Origin of the sequence: Streptomyces sp. SYP-A7185 (assembly GCF_046103685.1) — a bacterium.
Classification (GTDB): Bacteria; Actinomycetota; Actinomycetes; order Streptomycetales; family Streptomycetaceae; genus Streptomyces.
The window spans coordinates 5,981,888-5,998,154 of the sequence record NZ_CP122310.1 but is presented as its reverse complement, the minus strand read 5'-3'; the positions used below and the strand labels follow the sequence as shown (position 1 = coordinate 5,998,154).

The 16,267-nt window shown below is 73.6% G+C and carries 15 protein-coding genes; 4 read left to right on the top strand and 11 right to left on the bottom strand.

Features of this window, described 5'->3' with window-relative positions; all coding sequences use genetic code 11:
* Positions 1 to 157 precede the first annotated feature (157 nt).
* Complete coding sequence (locus QBL25_RS26450; protein ID WP_409059461.1) at positions 158 to 568, bottom strand: rodlin; 411 nt, start codon at positions 566 to 568, stop codon at positions 158 to 160.
* Between the two features lie 204 nt (positions 569 to 772).
* On the opposite strand from QBL25_RS26450, the gene QBL25_RS26445 reads away from it, so the two are divergent.
* The 3 genes from QBL25_RS26445 to QBL25_RS26435 all read left to right on the top strand — a co-directional run bounded on the left by QBL25_RS26445 (position 773) and on the right by QBL25_RS26435 (position 2,594).
* On the top strand, positions 773 to 1,183 hold the full coding sequence (locus QBL25_RS26445; RefSeq protein ID WP_409059460.1) for a rodlin: 411 nt from the start codon (positions 773 to 775) through the stop codon (positions 1,181 to 1,183).
* 207 nt (positions 1,184 to 1,390) lie between these two features.
* Positions 1,391 to 1,648 carry a chaplin gene (locus QBL25_RS26440; protein ID WP_409059459.1) on the top strand — a complete coding sequence of 86 codons (258 nt, stop codon included), beginning with the start codon at positions 1,391 to 1,393 and terminating at the stop codon, positions 1,646 to 1,648.
* A 97-nt stretch (positions 1,649 to 1,745) separates the two neighbouring features.
* A complete protein-coding gene (locus tag QBL25_RS26435) occupies positions 1,746 to 2,594 on the top strand; it encodes a chaplin family protein (RefSeq protein WP_409059458.1) in 849 nt (282 codons plus the stop codon).
* Between the two features lie 245 nt (positions 2,595 to 2,839).
* Here QBL25_RS26435 and QBL25_RS26430 read toward each other — a convergent pair whose 3' ends face one another.
* Both QBL25_RS26430 and QBL25_RS26425 read right to left on the bottom strand, forming a co-directional pair.
* A complete protein-coding gene (locus QBL25_RS26430) occupies positions 2,840 to 4,108 on the bottom strand; it encodes an FAD-dependent oxidoreductase (protein WP_409059457.1) in 1,269 nt (422 codons plus the stop codon).
* Positions 4,108 to 5,475: an ATP-grasp domain-containing protein gene (locus QBL25_RS26425; RefSeq protein WP_409059456.1), complete on the bottom strand. Its 1,368-nt coding sequence runs from the start codon at positions 5,473 to 5,475 to the stop codon at positions 4,108 to 4,110. Before QBL25_RS26425 ends, QBL25_RS26430 begins: the two co-directional genes overlap by 1 nt.
* Positions 5,476 to 5,605: 130 nt before the next feature.
* On the opposite strand from QBL25_RS26425, the gene QBL25_RS26420 reads away from it, so the two are divergent.
* Positions 5,606 to 6,898 carry a glycoside hydrolase family 26 protein gene (locus tag QBL25_RS26420; protein WP_409059455.1) on the top strand — a complete coding sequence of 431 codons (1,293 nt, stop codon included), beginning with the start codon at positions 5,606 to 5,608 and terminating at the stop codon, positions 6,896 to 6,898.
* A gap of 32 nt (positions 6,899 to 6,930) precedes the next feature.
* Here the strand turns inward: QBL25_RS26420 and QBL25_RS26415 are convergent, their stop codons facing one another.
* The 8 genes from QBL25_RS26415 to QBL25_RS26380 all read right to left on the bottom strand — a co-directional run bounded on the left by QBL25_RS26415 (position 6,931) and on the right by QBL25_RS26380 (position 16,263).
* Complete coding sequence (locus tag QBL25_RS26415) at positions 6,931 to 8,040, bottom strand: GNAT family N-acetyltransferase (protein WP_409059454.1); 1,110 nt, start codon at positions 8,038 to 8,040, stop codon at positions 6,931 to 6,933.
* On the bottom strand, positions 8,040 to 8,699 hold the full coding sequence (locus QBL25_RS26410; RefSeq protein ID WP_409059453.1) for a lipopolysaccharide biosynthesis protein: 660 nt from the start codon (positions 8,697 to 8,699) through the stop codon (positions 8,040 to 8,042). Before QBL25_RS26410 ends, QBL25_RS26415 begins: the two co-directional genes overlap by 1 nt.
* Positions 8,696 to 9,829, bottom strand: a complete 1,134-nt coding sequence (locus QBL25_RS26405; RefSeq protein ID WP_409059452.1) for a glycosyltransferase — start codon at positions 9,827 to 9,829, stop codon at positions 8,696 to 8,698. Before QBL25_RS26405 ends, QBL25_RS26410 begins: the two co-directional genes overlap by 4 nt.
* A complete protein-coding gene (locus QBL25_RS26400) occupies positions 9,826 to 10,527 on the bottom strand; it encodes a polysaccharide deacetylase family protein (RefSeq protein WP_409062788.1) in 702 nt (233 codons plus the stop codon). The genes QBL25_RS26405 and QBL25_RS26400 overlap by 4 nt, the downstream gene beginning before the upstream one ends.
* Before the next feature lie 73 nt (positions 10,528 to 10,600).
* A complete protein-coding gene (gene murJ / locus QBL25_RS26395) occupies positions 10,601 to 12,271 on the bottom strand; it encodes a murein biosynthesis integral membrane protein MurJ (RefSeq protein ID WP_409059451.1) in 1,671 nt (556 codons plus the stop codon).
* Positions 12,268 to 13,536 (bottom strand): O-antigen ligase family protein, encoded by a 1,269-nt coding sequence (locus QBL25_RS26390; RefSeq protein WP_409062787.1) that lies wholly within the window; start codon positions 13,534 to 13,536, stop codon positions 12,268 to 12,270. Before QBL25_RS26390 ends, murJ begins: the two co-directional genes overlap by 4 nt.
* A 97-nt stretch (positions 13,537 to 13,633) precedes the next feature.
* A complete protein-coding gene (locus tag QBL25_RS26385; RefSeq protein ID WP_409059450.1) occupies positions 13,634 to 15,112 on the bottom strand; it encodes a sugar transferase in 1,479 nt (492 codons plus the stop codon).
* Entirely contained in the window at positions 15,109 to 16,263 is a 1,155-nt protein-coding gene (locus QBL25_RS26380; protein ID WP_409059449.1) for a glycosyltransferase, read from the bottom strand. The genes QBL25_RS26385 and QBL25_RS26380 overlap by 4 nt, the downstream gene beginning before the upstream one ends.
* Positions 16,264 to 16,267: the final 4 nt, after the last annotated feature.

Below are 16,267 nucleotides of genomic sequence, written 5' to 3'. Positions count from 1 at the left end.
CAGGGCAAGACCGTTCCCGGCCGGCCCGACCAGGAATGGAGAGCCCTCATGGAACGCGACCCCTGGCCGCGGGACTGACGGCGGCTTTCGGAATGTCCCGGGGAACGCGGCAGCGGGCCGCCGGTGAACGGCGGCCCGCTGTGCGGTGCGTGGGGAATCAGCGGTTGGCCGTCCCGTTGCCCGACAGGACCGGGATGTCCGAGAGGATGTGCGACAGCGGCTCGTCGCCCTTGGCCTGCGTGGAGTTCTCCACGCACTGCTGGTTCTGCGGGGCCGACAGGATCGGGATGTCCTGGACGGCGATCGGCACGAGACCCACGAGGGAGCCGACGTTCGCCTTGGCCGGCAGACCGATGCAGGGCTTGTTCAGCGAACCCTGGATGAGCGCCATCTGCGGGCTCATGTTGCCGTACGTGGCGGAGTTGCCGTACGCCTGCTGGGCGCCGTTGCCGCTGAGCGAGGTGGTGCCGTGGTCGTCGCCGATCGCCAGCGCGGACGGAGCTGCGGCGGCCGACATGCCGACGACGGAGACGGCAACCGCGGCTGCAGCCATACCCTTCTTGATCACAACTAATTCCCTTCTGAAGAAACCCCGTTCGCCGGAGCGTGCTGATTAACTCCACGGCCCGCACTTGGTTGCTCCGGTTCACTCCGATGGCCCAATGCGGGTGCGGGGCGGGCCCCAACCGAGTGAAGCCCCGCAACTCAAACTCGTGCCGACAGGTTGGTCAGCCCGCAGTGACTCGAGCGTCTGCCAGAAAAGGAACACAGCATGATGAAGAAGGCTATGGCCACGGCGGCAGTTGCCGTTTCGGTCGTCGGTATGTCCGCCGCCGCGGCCCCGACGGCGCTGGCCATCGGTGACGACCACGGCACCACCTCGCTCAGCGGCAACGGTGCCAAGCAGGCGTTCGGCAACTCCGCGACCCACGGCGACATGAGCCCCCAGCTCTCGCTGGTCCAGGGCTCGCTGAACAAGCCCTGCGTCGGTCTCCCGATCAAGGGCAACATCGGCTCGCTCGTCGGCCTGGTCCCGATCGCCGTCCAGGACATCCCGATCCTGTCGGCGCCGCAGAACCAGCAGTGCACCGAGAACTCGACGCAGGCCAAGGGTGACGAGCCGCTGTCGCACATCCTGAACGACATCCCGGTCCTGTCCGGGAACGGTGAGCTCAACGGCTGATCCGCCGGTCTGAGAAAGCCCGGGCGCCCGCCTGTTTCCAGGCCGGGCGGCCCGGGTTTCTTCATTTTATTGCTGCGGTAATTCGGGTGAATTTTCCGAACGGTCGCGATCGGCGGTTTCCTCAGGACCCTCAACTCGTTTGCAGACTGCGGGTCATGGTGCGAGACGTATACGAAGTTCTCGCTCGGTTTCGACTGCCAGATCGGCATGACCACAGAGAAGGGAACATCTGTGAAGCACAAGAAGAGCGCAACGATCATCGCTGGTGTCGTCATGGCCATGAGCATGGCGGCCCCCGCGTTCGCCGACGCCGGCGCCGAGGGTGCGGCCGTCGGGTCCCCGGGCGTTCTCTCCGGCAACGTGGTCCAGGTCCCGGTCCACGTTCCCGTCAACCTGTGCGGCAACAGCGTCGACGTGATCGCCCTGCTGAACCCGGCGTTCGGCAACACCTGCGCCAACACCTGAGGTAGCACCCAGCCACCAGGCTGTTTTTCATGGCCGGCCTTGGACAGTCGCTACGACTCCAAGGCCGGCTTTCCACTGCTCAGAGGAAGACAACGACATGCGACAGGTCATTGGTAAGGGGATGCTCGCGACCGCGGCCGCGACCAGCATCCTCTCCCTGTCCGGCTCGAACGCGATCGCCGCGGGCGCGGACGGCGTGACGGCGAACTCGCCCGGGATCTTGTCGGGGAACAGCGTGCAGGCGCCCGTGGAGGTGCCCGTGAACGCCTGTGGCAACTCCGCGAACGCGGTCGCCGTGGGCAACCCCGCCATGGGCAACGGCTGCGCGAACGCCGAGGCCCCCCAGCGGCACGAGGCCGCTCCGGAGCGGGCGTCCGGCACCACGCACGGCGACCGGGGATACGGCGACCAGGGCGACCAGGGCGACCAGGGCGACCAGGGATACGGCGACAGCCCGGACAGGGACGCCCACCCCGGCACGCACGCGGGCACCCAGGCGCAGGCCCAGGGCACCACCAGCAACTCGCCCGGCATCCTGTCGGGCAACAGCGCGCAGGCCCCCCTGGACATCCCGGTCAACGCCTGCGGCAACACCGTCGACGTGGTCGGCCTGCTGAACCCGGCCATGGGCAACGACTGCGCCAACGGAGCGCCGACGCCCCCGCAGCCCGAGACGCCCGTGTCGCCCGAGACGCCGCCGCGGACCGTCGAGCCGCCGACCGACCGCTCCGTGCCGCCGGTGAAGCACGCCTCGCCGCCCCGGCAGGTCGACTCCTCGATCGCGCGGGAGGTGCCGACGGCCGCCCACCGGGCGCCGCACGCCGTCGCGCAGCTCGCCGAGACGGGCAGCGACCAGAACCTCCTGGCCGCCGGAGCCGCGGCCGCGGCCCTGCTGGTCGGCGGAGGGATCCTGTACCGCCGCGGACTCGCCACCTCGGGCCGCTAGAGCCCCGGACACGCCGCTGGCGGGGAAGAGACACCCGAGAGTCTCTTCCCCGCCAGAACGGGAGAGGGCCGGCCCGCTGAGGGGGGTGTTGCCTACCCACGGCATGGAGCCGACGGCTGGCGGAGGGCAACCAGGCCCGTCCCACGACGACAGAGTCCACCACCTGACCGCCGGGTCCGAAGAACCGATTCACCCGTTCGCCGACGGCATCACCTGATCGGGTTTCCGAAAGCCCGGGATCCCGGTCAGCGCTTGACGGCGTCCACGGGCGTCCGGGCTTCCCGCCCGCCCGCGGGGGCCGGGACGGGGACGCCCGACGGGCCGCGCCGCAGACTGCGCCGCACGCCCCGCACCAGCCGGCCCGCCGTGAAGGAGGCCCCGTGCACGAAGCGCATGGCCGGACCGAAGCTGGACGCCGTCACCAGACCCGCCAGGAACAGACCGGGGTACGAGGACTCGAACGCGACGGAGGCACGGGGCTCTCCGGCGGCGTTCACCGCCAGGCCCTCGCGCACCTCCGGGGCGAGCAGGCCCAGGCGCGCGGTCGTGGCCCTGAAGCCGGTGGCCGCGATGACGTGGTCCGTCTCGAAGTCCGGGCCGCCGCCCGAGCCGCCGACGGTCGCCAGCCGCACGCGCCCCGCGGCGACCGACGCCGTGGCCACCTCGTGGTCCAGCAGCACCTCGACGCGTGACTCGACCCGGTCGCGCACCCACCAGGCTCCCGCCGGGCCGAGCGCCGACTCCGAGATGCGGGCGCGGGTGGCCTCGGGGAGCCGCCGGAAGCCGCCCGGCACCTCCGCGTAGAACCAGTTGCGCCAGCCGCAGCCCAGGCCGCTGTGCGGGGCGCGGGCGGCCTCGCGCCACGGGCGTTTCCACGCCGGGGGCAGGGTGTTCCAGGTCAGCCGCGGCGAGCGGGCCAGGACCCGTACCCGGGTGCCCTGCTCGGCGAGGAGCGCCGCGGTCTCCAGGGCCGCCTGGCCCCCGCCGATCACGGTGACGTCCCGGCCGCGGAAGCGGTCCAGGTCCCGGTGGTGGCTGCTGTGCGAGACGTGCTCGACGCCGAGCCCGCGCAGCGCCGGGGGGATCTCGACGAAGGGGATCACGCCGACGGCAAGGGCCACCGTGCGGCCGCGGACGGCCTGACCGTCCTCGGTGATCAGCTCGAAGCCTCCGGGGCAGGCGCCGACCGAGGCCACCATCCGTTCGTCGACGTCCGGCACCGCGTGCCGGGCGAACCACAGGCCGTACGAGGCGAACGTCTCCACCGGGATGGGTTCGCCGTGCCGGGCCCGCGTCCCGTTGCGTTCGCAGTACGCGGCCAGGCCGTAGCGGCCGCGGGGGTCGGAGAGGTTCGAGGCCCAGGGCTCCGACTTCAGGAACATGCCGCGCGGCATGTGGTCGCGCCAGGACGCCATGGGCCTGCCGAAGACGCGGACGTCGAGTCCGGCCCCGGCGGCGTGCGAGGCGATGGAGAGCCCGTAGGGACCGGCCCCCACAACCAACAGGTCATACATCAGCAACTGCTCGCTCTCTCGTCGTCGGTACGGGCGTCGTCACTGCGGGCGTCGTCGGTCCGGGCGTCGTCGGTACGGGTGCCGCACGCCTCCTCGGGTGCGCCCGCCTGGCGCACCATCCGCATCCGCACCTCCTCCCCCGGCGGCCCGGTGGGGCGCACCGTCCGCCGCATCCGGCCGAGCAGACGCCGCGTCACGTGCCGGCACCACAGCACCCACATGGCGCGCGCGGGGGCCATGTCGTCCCGGGCGTGCCAGGCCAGCTCGCGGCGGCGGGCGGCGGACGAGGCGGGCCCCGCCGCCGCCAGGACGCGCAGGGCGGCCAGCGGCGAGTAGTTCTCCACGACGAACGAGCGGCCCGGGAGCACGGCGGCGGGCGGCAGCGGCCGGTGCGTCATGTCCAGGTGCTGGGCGCGCACCACGTCCAGGTCGGCCCCGTCGGCGAACAGCCGGAACTGGGCGCCGGGCCGCGGGTTGAAGTCGAGCAGGCAGTGCTCGCCCGTCGCGTGGTCCACCCGGAAGTCGAGGTCGAAGATCCCCCGGTAGCCCAGGGTGGCGACCAGCCGCTCCACGCCGGTCCGCAGGCCCGGGTCGGGCGTCCACGCGCCCACCGCCGTCAGGCCGGCCCCGCGCGGCCAGGAGCGGTGCTTGCGCCCGGAGCCTCCGCCGCGCACGGCCCCCGTGCGGTCGGCGTAGCCGTGGACGAACCAGTCGCGGCCGGGGCCGTCCGGCAGGAAGGCCTGGAGCAGGAGCCGGCTGCCGGCCTCCTCGCTGCGGCGGTACAGCTCCTGGGCCTGGGCGGCCGACCGGACCAGGACCGTGCTGCGCAGGTCCGTCCCGGCGGGGATCAGCCAGGGGCGGCTCCACTTGGCCACCACGGGCAGCCCCAACCGGCGTACGGCGGCTGCCGCCTGGGCCGGGGACTCCGGCAGGAGGGTCACGGGGTGCGGGATGCCGGCCGCGGCGCAGACCTGGACCAGGCTCGCCTTGTCGGCGACGCGTTCCGCGAGTCCGTCCGCCTGGTCCGGCAGGAGATAGGAGCTCGACAGGTCTTTCTGGAGGCGCCCGATCGCGAGGGCGCCCGCGTCATCCATGGGGATGAGGACGGACGGTCTGGCCACCCGGTGGGAAATGCGGCGCAATACTGCGGAGATCTCCTGGAGCGAGGCTCCCGGCGGAGGCGGGGGGTGTGTCTGGTGCAGATAGCGGGAGCTGCGGACGGGGCTTTCCGCGGAATCCGCGGCCGCCACGTGGACCTCCACTCCCGCGCGGCCCAGTGACCGGACGGCTCCGAGCGTGCCGTGGTGGAAAGGGTTCCTGTCGATCCGCAGCAGAACCGCGGGGACACGGGTGTCGAGAGTGAGCACGGCCAAATCCTCTCAATTCGATCCCCCATGCGGGCGATGGGCACGCCCAGAGGATTAGGGGCTCGATTGGCGCAATAGAAATACATATGACTGAGTGTCAGTAGATGGAGGAGCAGCATGAGGAGCGACCATGGCCATGCAGAGACGCACGACCACCAGTAAACGACTGGCATTCATTGCCACCGGAATCGTCGCGTCGGCAGCGCTCGCCGTCGGACCCGGCTACGCGTGGGGGGCCGGCCAGGACCCCGAGCCACCGGTCGCGCTGCCCGGACTGCCGACGGCACTGCCCGCCGAGGTCCCCTCCCCGGCCGCCCCGGCCGTCCCGACGACTCCGGCCGCACCCACCGCCCCGACGGCCCCGACCGGCACGGACCCCGCCCCGACGCCGAGCCCCACGGACGCGGGCGCCACGGCCAAGAAGCCCGCGTTCGGCGCCTACCTCGCCTACGGGCCGCAGGGCGTGGAGCGCATGGCCGAGCTCAGCAAATGGCTGGGCGGCGCCGAGCTGCGCGTGGGGCACACCTACCTGCCGGGCGACCGGTGGAGCAACATCGCGGGGGCGCCGAACTTCCTGGAGAGCTGGGCCGAGTGGCGGCGCGAGAAGGACGACCGGCTCTTCGTGCTCAACGTCCCCATGATGGAGCGCAACGAAGACCGCGTCGGTGACGCGGAGGTCCGTTCGCTGCTCCGCCGGGGCGCCGAGGGCGAATTCGACGAGCATTACCGCACGCTCGCCGAGCGGCTCGTGAAGCTGAAGGTCCCGGACACCGTGGTGGTGCTCGGCTGGGAAATGAACGGCATCACGTACACCCATCGTTGCGGTCCGGACCCGGAGGCCTGGAAGAAGTACTGGAAGCGCATCGTCACGACGATGCGTTCGGTGCCCGGCCAGAAGTTCAAGTTCGACTTCACGCCGAACCGGGGCCGGGACGCCATTCCGTGGACGCAGTGCTATCCGGGTGACGACGTCGTGGACATCGTCGGCATGGATTCGTACGACCAGCCGAGCGGCACCGATTTCGCCGAACAGGTCAGCGAGCCGTACGGCCTGAAACAGCACGTGGAATTCGCCAAGGCCCACGGCAAGGACATCTCCTACCCGGAGTGGGGTCTTTTCCGTAACGGCGACAACGAGGACTACATGCGGAAGATGCTCGCCTGGATGGACGAGCACAAACCGCTGTACAACACCGTCACCGACTACTGCCCGCACGGCGTGTGGCAGTGCGAGGACAACCCCAAGTCCTCCAAGGCCTACCGGACCCTGCTCTACGGCCGTACGGACACCGAGCCGACCGCGCCGGAGCCGACCAAGCCCACGACACCGCCGAACTGCTCGCCGCTGAACCTGGGCGAATGGGTCGAGCACTGGCTGGGCGGCAAGCTGTGCATGCGCCTCGACTGGTTCAAGCGCCCCTAGGCGGGGGCCCCGGGGCCGGCGGCCGGGAACGCTCAGGATCTCTCCTGGCGTTCCCGGCGCTTGCGCAGGATCTCCTTGCCCTTGCTGCGGGCCGCCGCGTCCCACGCGGCGGCCCGCAGCAAGGGGGCGGTGCGCTTGCGGGCGAGGAGCAGCCGGTGATTGGTGGCCTCCTCGGGGCGCCAGTGGTGCTTGTACGGTTCGTTGCCGCGCAGGAGGCTCAGGACGCGGCTCCGGTCGCCCTCGGCGTGCTCGGCGCAGGCGTTCAGGAGCATCGTCGCCACGTCGACCTTCCGCTCCCGCAGCCGCGGGTGCGCCCCGTAGAGGTAACCGCCGACCAGGTGCGGCGAGAGCAGGGTGAGGTCGGCCGCCACCACGTCGTCGTCGAGCCGGAACTCGGTGACCACCGCGTCGCCCGCCCGGACCATGAGCCCCACCGACCTGATGAGGTGCTCGGAGAACCGCGGCTGGAGGTGCTCGGACGTCACCTTGCGCCCCTGCCACTGGAGTTGGTGCAGCCGCAGGAGCGTGCGCACCGACGCGTCCACCTCGTCGTGCCCCACGACCCGTCGCCGGACGCCGAGCGCGTCCATCTTCCGGATCTTGGCGCGCGCCCGCTGGGCCCGTGGCGCGGGCAGCCGTCCCAGCAGCTCCTCCATCGACGCCGCGGGCAGCTCCAGGCAGAGCGAGTCCACCAGGCGCAGCCGGGGCCCGCGCCAGCGGTCGTAGACGCGCTCCACCGCGGCTCCCGAGCGGACCTCGCGGAAGTCGATCAGCGCGCCGCGCGCCAGCCGCGCCAGGCCGTCGGCCAGCGCGTCCGCCGCCTCGTCGGCGCACGTGTCGTCGATGAGCACGTCGGTGAAGTCGGAGATCGCACCGCCGAGGGGCACGAGCGCGGGCAGCGGCAGGTACGCGCGCATCAGCGGCGCCGCGGCGACGAGCTCGCCGCCCCTGCGCACGAGGACCACGCGCAGCCGTCCGCGCCTGCCGTAGGAGAGCCACCACGAGTGCAGCCACGCGTGGCTCTGGAAGGGGGTCGCCGTGCGGCAGCCGCGGTGCAGCCGGGCCCACGCCTGTGCGAGCTCCCCGAACTGCGCCTCGTCCGTGCAGAGTTCGACCGTCAGGGCGCTGTCGGCCACCGCCATCACCTCTCCCGGTCGAGGTCGGCGGACTGCGCGGGTCCCGGCACCGCGGCCGACGGCGCGCCCTCGCCCCGGCGGGGGCGCACGAGGAGGCCGAGTCCGCCGAGCAGGCCTCCCGCGCAGGCTCCGACCAGGGCGGTCATGGGAGCCGCCGCCGACGCGGGAGCCTCGGGCTCGACCGCCCGGGAGAGCTGGAGGAGGCGTACCCGCGTGCTGTCCTTGGTGTGGTTGGCGTTGTTGGTCAGGGAGCGCGACACCGCGTTGGCGATGTCGGCCGCCTTGCCGGGCTTGGCCGCGGTCGCCGAGATGGAGATCATCGGTGCGTCGGGCGAGGTGGCCGCCTGCACGCTCTCGCGCAGGGTCGCCGCCGAGACCCGCGACTCGACCTGGGCGTCGCCGAGCACCGCGAGCTGGGTGGCGACCCGGCCGTACGCGGTGGCGAAGCCCAGTGCCGCGGTGGGGTCGGAGTCCTTCTGCGGGACGGCGATCACATAGCTCGTCGCGGTGTACTCGGGCGTCTTGACCACGCCGTACAGACCGCCGGTGAGGGCGCCGAGCGCGGCTCCCGCCGGCAGGAGCCACCACGCGGGCAGTCGCTTGACGCGGGCCAGCACGGGGGCCGCGCCCACCGGGTGGTGCCGCCTGCTGAGGGTATCGGTCATCGGGAACTCACTCTCGGGGTCGAACCGGAGGCTGCTGCCTCGTAGACGTGCATCAGCTGTGCTGCGCTGCGGGTGATGTCGTAGTGCCGCGCGGCCTCCCGCGGCAGGCGCTGCCCCCGGCCCGCCTCCCGGGCCCGCAGCAGCGCCCGCGCGAAGGAATCCGGGTCGCCCGGCACGCGCTCGGCGCCGGCGGCCGCCTCCGGCGGAAGGTCCTCGACGGCGGGGCACCGTACGTACAGCACCGGCAGACCGGCGGCGAGTCCCTCGACGACGGCCAGGCCGAAGGCCTCCTCGGGCGACGGCGACGCGAGGACGTCCATGGCGGCGAGGAACGCCGGGAGGTCCGTGGCCCCGTCGGACAGGTGGGGCCGCTCTCCCGCGAACACCACCCGGTCCGCCACGCCGAGCCGTGCGGCCGTGGCGCGCAGCCCGGCCTCGTCGGGTCCGCCGCCCACCAGCAGGACACGGACGTCCCGGGGCAGCGCGGCCAGGGCGTGCAGCAGGACGTCGAACCGCTTCCCGGGGGCCAGCCGCCCGACCCCGCCGACGACGAACGCCTCTTCGGGGAGACCGAGTTGGCGGCGTACGGAAGTACGGGCCCGGGGGTCGAAGCGGAACCGCTCGGCGTCGATGCCGTTGGGCACGACGTGGATGCGCTGCCGGGGCACGCCCCACCGGCTGAGCCGCTCGGCGACGGACGGGGAGACCGCCACCGTGGCCCGGCCCAGGCGCTCCCCGGTCAGGTACAGCGCGCGGACGCCCGCGGTGAGCGGACGGCCCTCCATCTGCGAGTCGCCGAGGGAGTGTTCGGTGGCCACGACGGCGCGCGTGCCCGCCAGGCGGGCGGCGACGCGCCCGTAGAGGCAGGCGCGGAAGAGGTGGGTGTGCACGAGGTCGTATCGGCCGGTGCGGATGATCTTCACGAGGCGGGGCACGGCCCCCAGGTCGCGGTTGCCCGCCATGCCCAGGTGGATCACGCGTACCCCGTCGGCGCTCAGGCCGTCCGCGACCGGGCCGGGGTTGGTGAGGGTCACGACGTCGCAGTCGGCGGGCAGGTGCCGCAGCAGGAGGCGCAGCTGCTGCTCGGCGCCGCCGACGCCGAGGCCGGTGATGATGTGCAGGGCCCTCATCCGGTCACCGCCGGTTCGCGGATCGAGCGGCGGCGCAGCCGGTTGAGCCGCAGCTTCAGCTGGAGCCGCAGGGCGGTGTCCTCCTGCCCGATGTGGACGCGGGGCAGGGCGTGCGGCCCGGTCAGGGGGCCCGGGGAGATCGCGCAGGCGTAGCGGTAGCCGGCCGCCCGTACGGTCTCGACGACGCGCTGGTCGACCGTGCCGTACGGGTAGCAGAAGCCCTCCACCTCGTGGCCGATGAGGTCGGAGAGGGCGACCCGGCTGCCGCTGGTCTCCTGCCACAGGAGCCGGTCGTCGGCCCGGGTGAGGTCGACGTGCGTCAGACCGTGCGAGGCGACCTCCATCCCCTCGGCCGCGGCGCGCCGGATGCCGGCCGCGTCGAGCAGCGGTTTGCGCGGGCCGAGCGGGTCCCAGGCGTTCTCGCCGGCGAGGCGGCCGGGGAGCACGAAGACGGTGGCGTCGAAGCCGTGGTGGTGCAGGAGCGGCAGGGCGTGGTCGACGAAGTCGGTGTACCCGTCGTCGAAGGTGAGGCCGACCAGGTCGCGGCCCTCGCCGCGGGCCCGCGCCGTGAGCAGTCGCGACATGCTCACGCCGCGCAGGCCCTGTCTTCGCATCCAGCGCAGCTGGGCGTCGAGGCGTTCGGGCGAGACGGTGATCTTGTACGGGTCGTCCGCGCAGTCGTCCACGGAGTGGTACATCGCCACCCACATCGGCGCTTCGGGCAGCCAGGGCCGCGTGCGCCGCGAGCGCGGGGTCTCACCGAGTGCTGTGTCAACGGACATGCGTCAGCTTTCGTGTGGCGGACGTGACGGTACGGACGACGGGCTCGAAGGCCTGGGCCTTCAGGGCCCCGAGCACGACGGAGAAGACGGCCAGGACGATCACGCAGCCGACGCCGAAGGCGAGGGCCGGGGAGTCGACGCGGCTCGCGAAGGCGCCGCCGAACCCGGTGGCGCACACCATCGCGGCCACCGGTTTGACCAGTTCGCCCAGGACCTGGCGGACCCGGATCGGCACGTTGCGCGGGCCCATGCCGCGCAGCAGCACGAGGGCGGTGACGCTGATGCCCGCGGCGTTGGCGAGCGCGATGCCCCGTACGCCCCACAGGTCCACGGCCCAGACCCCGATCCCGGCGGTCGCCACGACCCCGACGCCCATCGCGCCCAGCGGGTACCAGGTGGCCCGCCCGCCGGAGAAGTACGAGCGGACGAGCGCCCCCACCAGCGTGTGGCCCAGGAGCCCCAGGGCGTAGACGCGCATCACGGCGGCCGTGGCGACGGTGTCCTGGTCGGTGAACGCGCCCCGTTGGAAGAGGAGCTGGATGATCTGGGGCGCGCAGGCGATGACGACGGCGGTGCCCAGGAGGACCACGCAGCCCGCCAGGCCCAGGTCCCGCTCGACGCGCGACCTGGCGCGCTTGACGTCTCCCTCGGCCAGGGCCCGCGCGACGACGGGGAGCGTGACCGTGCACAGCATCAGGGAGAGGATCATCGGCACCTGCGCCACTTTCTGGGCGTAGTTGAGGTGCGAGATGGCCCCCGAGGGCAGCGAGGACGCCAGGAAGCGCTCGATGAGCACCTGCGACTGCCGGCAGAGCGCGAAGAGCAGGACGGTGGCGACGAGCGTGGTGCTCATCAGGGCGGGGGCCGAGGGCCCGGTCGCCTCGTCGTCGGGCGCGTCGGCCGTGTCGCGGGTGAGCCGGCGCCAGAGCGAGGGGGCCTGGACGAGGACCATGAGGACGCCGCCGATGGCGACGCCGAGCGCCGCGGCCCGGACGCCGTAGCGGGGAGCCAGGACGAACACCGCGGTGATGATGCCGATGTTGTAGAAGACGTAGATGGCCGCGGGGGCCACGAACCGGCGGTGGGCGCGCAGGGCCGCGCTGCAATAACCGGCGAGGCCGAACGTGAAGACGCAGGTGGCGGTCAGGAGCGTGCAGTCCACGGCGAGGCGCGGGTCGGGCAGGCCCGGCGCGAGGATCTCGACCAGGACCGGCGCGCCCACCATCAGCAGCAGCGCGACGACCCCGGAGGCCAGCATCAGCCGGGGCAGCGACGCGGCCACCAGGGCGCGGACCGGATCGCGGCGTGCGCCCTGGCCGCGGCGGGCGAGCGCCATGCTGAAGGCGGGGACGAGCGCGAACGCGAGGCCGTCCTCGATGAGCAGGGTGGTGGCCACCTCGGGCACGGTCCACGCGACGAGGAAGGCGTCCGTCTCGGAACCCGCCCCGAAGAAGTGGGCGAGCGCCTGGTCGCGCACGAGCCCCAGCACCGATCCGGCCACCGTGAGGGCGGCGGTGACCAGGGCGGCCTTCGCGAGGAAGCCGTTGGAGGGGTCGGCGCCCTTGACGGGCTCGGCCTCGGTGGCCGGAGCGGGCACCTTGCCGGACGGGTCGGCGTCCCGGGAAGGGGACGGGGACTGGGAGTGGGTCGTCGACGTCATCGCGGGACCTCCCCCGGCACCGGGGCGGCGAGGGCGCGGTCGGACAGCGCCCACCAGGCCACGAGCCCGAGGACCACGGCCATGAGCACCGTCGACGGCCCGCCGATGTCGGCGTACGAGAAGTCGACCAGCTGCCACAGGAGCAGCCCGCACGCGACGAGCGCGCAGTCCGCGCCGGCGCCCTGGCGCACCCGGGCCAGCCGCCGCAGGCCGAGCAGCAGGAAGGCCGCCCAGCTGCCGACGAGCGTGCACAGGCCGAGCAGCCCCTGCTCGCCGAGGACGAGCAGGTACATGTTGTGCGGGGAGAGCAGTGGCTGGCGGCTGAAGGCCGCGCCCGCGCCCCCGGTGTCGCTCGCCGACGACAGGGCCAGGGACGCGTGGCTGTCGCGGTGGTCGGGGAAGGCCTTGAGACCCACGCCCGTCACCGGTTCGTCGCGCCACATGTCCACCGCCGCGGCCCACATCGTGTACCGGTCGGTGACCGACTGGTCGGGGGCGTCGGAGACCTGCGTGATGCTGGTGACGCGCTCCTGGAGCATCTGCGAGCCGATGCCGAACCCGCCGACGAGGACCACGGCGCAGGCCGCGAGCACCGCGAGGGCCCGCAGGGCGTTGCGCACCCCCGCGAGCCCCAGCTGCGCGCCGCAGGCCACGACGGTGGCGATCCAGGCGCCGCGGCTGAAGGAGAGCGCGAGCGGGACGGTCAGGAGGAGCGCGCAGGCCAGCGCCGTCCTGCGCTGCGCCGGGGAGGCCGGGCCGAGCGCGAGGGCCACCGCGGCCACCACGCCGTACGACACGACGGTCGCCATCCCCATGACGTCCGTGGGGCCGAAGGTGCCCACGGCCCGGATGTCCGAGCCCATGTAGCTGGCGCCGGTCCCCGTCGCGTACTGGTAGACGCCCAGCGTGCCCTGGAAGAGGGCGAGGCCGATGAGGGACCAGGCCACCAGGCGGAAGTCGCGGCGGTCCCGGACGAGCAGCAGGACCGCGGCCGGGACGAGGACGAAGATCTGGAGGTAGCGCGCCAGGCCGGTCAGGCCGGCGGACGTGGTGCTCGCGCCGACCGCCGCGACGGCGATGCCGATCACCGGCAGACCGAGCACGACGGCGGCGGTCCGCGTCAGCGGGCGCCGCGCCCCGTGCACGGCGCGGGCCACGCACCAGAGCACCACCAGGGCGGAGACCGCGTCGGCGATCGTGCCGCCGCCACCGGCGCCGCCGTCGCCCGGCGGCACGGGCAGCGCCAGCAGGGCGATCACGGCCATGACGGGCAGCACGGGAGCGGCGCCGCGCAGGGCCGAGAACACCGCGGCGGCCGGTGAACCGGCCGGGACGAGCGTGAGGGGGGCAGCGGTCACCGGGTCAGCTCCCCGTCGGGCGGACGAGGGACGCGGCGGTGCGCAGCAGGATGCACAGGTCCTGCCAGAACGACCAGCTGTCGATGTAGGCGTTGTCGAACCGGCAGCGGTCCTCGATCGAGGTGTCGCCGCGCAGGCCCTGGATCTGGGCGAGCCCGGTGATGCCGGTCGGCATGCGGTGGCGCTCGGCGTAGCCGGGGTGCGCCTTGCTGAACTGGGCGACGAAGAAGGGGCGTTCGGGGCGCGGACCGACCAGGCTCATGTCGCCCCGCAGGACGTTCCACAGCTGGGGCAGCTCGTCGAGCGAGGTCCGGCGCAGGAACTGGCAGAACCGGCTCATCTGCTGCTCGCCCGCGACGGTCCACCGGGTGGCGGCCTCGTGCGGGTCGGCGGGACGGTGCGTGCGGAACTTCAGGAGGGTGAACGGCCGCCCGTCCCGCCCGATGCGCTCCTGACGGAAGATCACCCCGGGGCCGTCGGTGGCCCGCAGGACGACGGCGCACGCGAGGAGCACCGGGCTGATGAGCAGCAGCAGGATCCCCGAGGTCACCAGGTCGAGGGCGCGCTTGCTGAAGCTGATGTGGCGGCGCCGGACGGGCACGAGCTGCCGGCAGGGGAACCCCGCGAGCCGCCCGGTTCTCGCCTGGCGCCCGGGCGCGTCGTAGCCCGGCGGCCGTGTCGCGTCGACCGCCCACACGTCACAGCCCGAACCGCTCAGCGTCCGCAGCCACCCGATCTGCTCGGCGCCCGGGGTCGGTCCGACGACCAGGACGGTGCGTACGGCGTTCTGGATGACCGCGCGGCGCAGCTCCTCCATGGTGGAGAGCACCGGCAGTTCGGCCCCCTCCGGCTCCGGGCGCTCGGTGGGCGCGTCGCCCACGATGCCCACGGGCCGCACCCCGGCCCGCGGATGGCGCAGGACCGCGTCGGCCACGCGCCGCGCGACGTCGCCGGGGCCGACCACCAGGGCCGGGCGCGGCTGGCGGAGCGCCGCTCTGCGCGCCCACCAGTACAGGGCGCCGCGGCCCGCGCAGCACAGCACGCTCTGGAGCGCCGCGCCCGTGCACAGGGTGGTGAGGGAGAGCGGGCTCAGGACGGAGACGCTGGTGGCGAGCAGCGCCACGCCGCACCAGCTCAGCAGGGCCTGCCAGGCCAGCGAGGGGAGTTCGTCGAGCGCGGAGGGCACGGCGAGCGGGCGGTACAGCGCGGCGCGCGCGTTCAGCGCGGTCACCGCGGCCAGGAGCAGCACCACGAGGAGGGGGTGGCGCTGCGGGGCGGTGAGCAGCACGGTGCCCAGGAGGGCGGCGCTGCAGTCGACCGCGAACAGCGGCAGGACCGACGCACGGCGCGCCGAAGTCCCCCAGTTGACGCTCGTCCTGCGGCCGCCCCCGGCCCCGCGGGGCGGGATGACCGAGGCGACGGCGGTGGCATGGTCGGCCGGCCGTGGCTGCGCGGCAGGGGCGACGGTTCGTTCCGCACTCACGGGTTGATGGACTCCCTGCACTTGATGGACCCCACGCCCAGTAGCTCGCGGTACACGGCCGCGACAGCGTCCGCGGTGTGCCGCACGTCGTGGGTGTTCAGAACGTGGCGGTGTGCCGCACGGCCGAGGGATTCACGGAGGTGCGGGTCGCCGAGCAGTCCGGCGAGGGCGCGGGCCAGCGCCCGCGGGTCCTCGGCCGGCACGAGGCCGTGCGGCACGAGGGCGGGCGGCAGGCTCTCGCGCGCGCCGTCCACGTCGGTGACGACCACGGGCCGGGCGCAGGCCATCGCCTCCAGGGGGACGAGGGCCATGCCCTCCCACCGGGAGGGCAGGACCACGACGTCGGCCGCCTGGTACCAGGGGGTGGCGTCCCGGACGCCGCCGGCGAACCGCACGGACGCGGGCGCCCGTTCGCGCAGGCCGGCCTCGTCGGGCCCGTCGCCGACCAGGACGAGCCGGGCGTGCGGCAGCCGTCCGGCGATCTCGGCCCAGGCCCGCAGCAGGACGTCCTGCCCCTTCTGCCGGCACAGCCGTCCCACGCACACCACCAGGAGTTCGTCCCGGGACAGGCCCAGGGCGTCGCGCGCGGGTCGGGTGGCCACGGGCCGGAAGTGCCCGACGTCCACGCCGTTCGGGATCACGGACCAGGGCGCGTCGATCCCGCACCGCAGACCGGTGAGCCGCTCCGCCTCGCTGACGCAGACCAGGTGCGTGGCCCAGCGCGCCCCGAAGCGCTCCCAGTGCCGGGCGAGCCGCGCGGTCACGCCGCCGACGGCCTCGAAGGACCACGCGTGCGGCTGGAACACCGTGGGCACCCTGCCGCGCACGGCGAGCCGGACGGCGAGCCCGGCCTTGGCACTGTGCGCGTGCACGACGTCGGGCCGCAGCGCGTCGACGAGGCGGGCGACGCGCCGTACCTCGTCGGGCAGCCCGGGCCCCGGGGAGCGGGTCGCCGCCCACGCGTGCAGGCCGCCGCCCAGGCCGCGTACGGCGTCGGGGAGCCGGCCGCCGTCCGGACACGCCACGTCGACCCGCATCCCGGCGGCCAGCTGGGACCTCACCAGGTCGGTGACGACGCGGGCCACTCCGCCGTCGACGGGCTGGGCGACGTGGAGGACGCTCGGCCGGGGGTCAGTTGATGACAGTTGCATGCAC